We start from the raw sequence: 3,754 nt of genomic DNA on the forward strand, positions 1-3,754 counted from the left end.
GCCTCGGGGTTGATCGGCTCGCCGACCGAGCCGAGGACGCGCAGCGAGGACAGGTCGAACTTCTGCGGGATCTCGGCGCCCCACTTCATGCAGGTGCGGATCGCGGTGGGGGCGGTGTAGAGGATCGTGACGCCGTACTTCTGGATGATCTCCCACCAGCGGCCCTGGTGCGGGTAGTCCGGGGTGCCCTCGTAGACGACCTGGGTCGCGCCGTTGGCGAGCGGCCCGTAGACGAGGTAGGAGTGCCCGGTGACCCAGCCGATGTCGGCGGTGCACCAGTAGACGTCGGTCTCGGGGTGCAGGTCGTGGACGACGGCGTTGGTGTAGGCCGCCTGCGTGAGGTAGCCGCCGGAGGTGTGCAGGATGCCCTTGGGCTTTCCGGTCGTGCCGGAGGTGTAGAGGATGTAGAGCGGGTGCTCGGCCGCCATCGGCTGCGCCTCGTGGTGGTCGCTCTGCCGGTCGACGAGGTCGTGCCACCACACGTCCTTGTCGGACCACTCGACGTCGGCCCCGGTGCGGCGCACGACGAGCACGTGCTCGATCGGGGAGTCCTCGCCCGACACGGCCTGGTCGACGGCGGCCTTGAGCGGAGCGGACTTGCCCTTGCGGTACTGCCCGTCGGCGGTGATGACCACGCGGGCCTCGGCGTCGGCGATGCGGGAGCGGATGGCGTCGGCGCTGAACCCGCCGAACACCACCGAGTGCGGGGCGCCGAGGCGGGCGCAGGCCAGCATCGACACGATCGCCTCGGGGATCATGGGCAGGTAGATCGCGACCCGGTCGCCCTTGGCCACACCCAGCTCGGTGAGGGCGTTGGCGGCCTGGCAGACGCGGCGCTGCAGCTCGGCATACGTGATCGTCTGGGTGCCGCCCTCGGCGCCCTCGAAGTGGATGGCGACCCGCTCGCCGTTGCCGGCCTCGACGTGCCGGTCGACGCAGTTGTGGGCGACGTTGAGCTCGCCGTCGGCGAACCACGTCGCGAACGGCGCGTCGCTCCAGTCCAGGACCTGGGTGAAGTCCTTGCTCCAGGAGACGTACTTCCTCGCCTGGTCGGCCCAGAAGCCCTCGAGGTCGGCGTCGGCCTGGTCGAACAGCTCGGCCTGCCCGACCGCCTGCTCGGTGAACGCGGGGTCCGGCGGGAACTCCTGCGCGGTGTGGTCAGAGCGGTCAGACAAGTCAGACACGGTCGGCTCCTCCTCGAGTCGGGTCGGTTGCCCCCCAGCCAACCTCACATCGGGCGCCCGTGCCAGGCCACCGGCCGCGCCTGAGACGGTCGTCGTCGGGTGGTCGGTGCCCGTCGCCGGGCGGTCACCGGCCGTATGCCGCAGCCGCGCCGCACGAGGGGCCACCGGCATACGGGCATGATGGGGTGGACGTCCGAGCACACCCGCCACGACAGGAGCAGCCCATGACCGAGCCCACCCCGCTCGCGGCACCTGAGCCGTCGCCGATGCCGTCTCCACTGTCGGCGCCCCGGCCCGTCGCCGAGGTGACGCCGCAGCAGGCGGCCACCGCGGTGCCCGTCGACCCGGCCGTGGCCGACGCGCTGCGCCGCAACGCCGAGGGCTTCGTGCAGCAGCTGCTCGCCGTCGACGTGCACTCCCCGGTGCTCGACCAGCGCGTCCGCGACATCAGCACGATGGGCGACGCCGAGGTCAAGGCCTCCTCGCAGCTGTCCTCGCGGATGCTCGACCGTCGCGCCCGCTCGGGCTCGGTGGGGGCACGTCAGGGCGGCCCGGAGCAGGTGGCGGGGGAGCAGCTCGTGCGCCTGCGCCAGGAGGTCGAGGAGCTCGACCCCGCCGACCTCGACAAGCCGGCGCGCAAGCTCCTCGGGCTCGTGCCGATGGGGGACCGGGTCGCGGACTACGTCGAGCGCTACTACGCCAGCCAGGACCGCATCAACATGCTGATCCTGTCGCTGCGGACCCAGCAGGACGAGCTGCGCAAGGACAACGCGGCGGTCGCGGGCGAGCGGGCCAACCTGTGGCGGCTCATGGGCCAGCTGCAGGAGTACTCCGTGCTCGCGGGCGCCATCGACGACGAGATCGGGCGTGCGCTGCCGGGGCTCGAGGCGTCCGACCCGGCCCGCGCCCACGTGCTGCGCGACCAGGTGCAGCGCGCGGCCCGGCAGAAGCACCAGGACCTGCTGACCCACCTCGCGGTGTGCACCCAGGGCTATCTCGCGCTGGACCTCGTGCGGTCCAACAACGAGCTGCTCGTCCAGGGCATCGACCGGGCGGCGACCACGACGCTGGCGGCGCTGCGCACGGCCGTGGTCGTCTCGGGCGCGGTCAAGGGGCAGCGCCGGGTCGTCGACGGGGTGCAGGACCTGGACCGCCGCTCGGCGGAGCTGCTGGACGACTCGGCCCAGACCATGCGGGACACCGCGGGGTCCGGCTCGCCGGACGCGATCGCGCGCCTCAAGAGCGCCTTCGGCGAGGTCTACGCCGCGCTCGACGAGGCCGACGCCACGCGCACCCGCGGCGCCGCGGCCGAGGACGAGACCCGCCGCGCGCTGGACCAGCGGCGCCGATGACTAGGCTGGGGTCGTGGCTGGCAACGCTCTGACGCGCTACCTCGCGTCCACCAAGAACATCGTGGGATCCGTGCTCGGGCTCGGGGCCGCGGCCGTCACGGTGCCCACCGACCTCGCCGGGGACTGGTGGCCCGCCGCGGTCGTCGGGCTGTATGCCGTCGGCGCGGCCGTCGCCCCCGGAGCGCGCCGACGTGGGGGTCTTGCGACGGGCACCCAGGCCACGCAGGCGCTGATCGTCGACCTGCGCACCGAGCTGCAGCGTCTCGTCGACCAGACCGACAAGTCCTCCAACCGGCTCCCCGAGGAGGGCTACCTCGCGTTCCACCGCGTCGTGGCCGTGTTGCGCGACATCCTTCAGCGCGCGGAGCAGCTGGCCACCTCGCCGGACGACCTGCACGTGGTGCAGCGCACGGTGCGGGACTACCTGCCGACCTCGCTCCAGGCCTATCTCAACCTGCCGGGCAGCTATGCCCGTGACGCCCCGGGCGCGGAGGGTCGCACCCCCGCGCAGGAGCTGACCCACCAGATGCAGGTGCTCGAGCAGCGGCTGGGGTCGGTGCAGAGCGCGATCTATGCCGGCGACGCGCAGACCCTGACCGACCAGGGCCGCTTCCTCGAGGAGAAGTTCCACCACGACGGACCTACCTCAGGTAGTCACATCGACCGGCCTTAGTCCCCCAGGTCGATGTGACCAACCCAGGCCGATGTGCCCAACCCAGGTCGATGTGACCAACCCAGGTCGATCCGATCGTCCAGCCGTATGCCGGAACCCGGCCTAGGCCGGCCTGGCCTGGATGCGCTGCCGATCGGGCACGCGGGCGCTCAGGTCTGCGGGGTTCCGGCGTCCCGCGGGAACGGGTGGAGAACGCCACCCATGACGGTGGCGTTCTCCACCCGTTCGGTTTGCACCCGGAGCTCGCTGCACGAACTGATCCGTCGGGGCATGTCGGGTCGCCCTGGGCGCCATGAGAACGTTCAACCTGCCCCGTCGGGTCACTTTCAGCCGCCTGGGACGCCGTGAGGACGTTCGACCTGCCCCGTCGGGTCAGTTTCGGGCGCCAAGGTGCCGCGCGCGACTCGGCAAACCACTTCGCACGCAGCTCGCGGGTCGCCGCCATGACGAACGGGTGGAGAAGGCCACCCATGACGGTGGCGTTCTCCACCGTTGGCTCGCAAACCCGGAGCTGGCGGCACGAAGTGGATAGAGCCCCGTTGAGT

At 71.8% G+C, this 3,754-nt stretch carries 3 protein-coding genes; 2 read left to right on the forward strand and 1 reads right to left on the reverse strand.

Features of this window, described 5'->3' with window-relative positions; genetic code table 11:
• Positions 1 to 1,175, reverse strand: a 1,175-nt coding sequence (locus B4E97_RS12345) for an AMP-binding protein (RefSeq protein ID WP_286960068.1), incomplete at its 3' end; no start/stop codon positions are given.
• Between the two features lie 233 nt (positions 1,176 to 1,408).
• On the opposite strand from B4E97_RS12345, the gene B4E97_RS12350 reads away from it, so the two are divergent.
• Both B4E97_RS12350 and B4E97_RS12355 read left to right on the forward strand, forming a co-directional pair.
• Complete coding sequence (locus B4E97_RS12350; protein ID WP_286960065.1) at positions 1,409 to 2,536, forward strand: toxic anion resistance protein; 1,128 nt, start codon at positions 1,409 to 1,411, stop codon at positions 2,534 to 2,536.
• Between the two features lie 13 nt (positions 2,537 to 2,549).
• On the forward strand, positions 2,550 to 3,209 hold the full coding sequence (locus B4E97_RS12355; protein WP_286960066.1) for a hypothetical protein: 660 nt from the start codon (positions 2,550 to 2,552) through the stop codon (positions 3,207 to 3,209).
• Positions 3,210 to 3,754: the final 545 nt, after the last annotated feature.

Origin of the sequence: Arsenicicoccus sp. UBA7492 (genome assembly GCF_002479615.1) — a bacterium.
Lineage (GTDB): Bacteria > Actinomycetota > Actinomycetes > Actinomycetales > Dermatophilaceae > Arsenicicoccus > Arsenicicoccus bolidensis.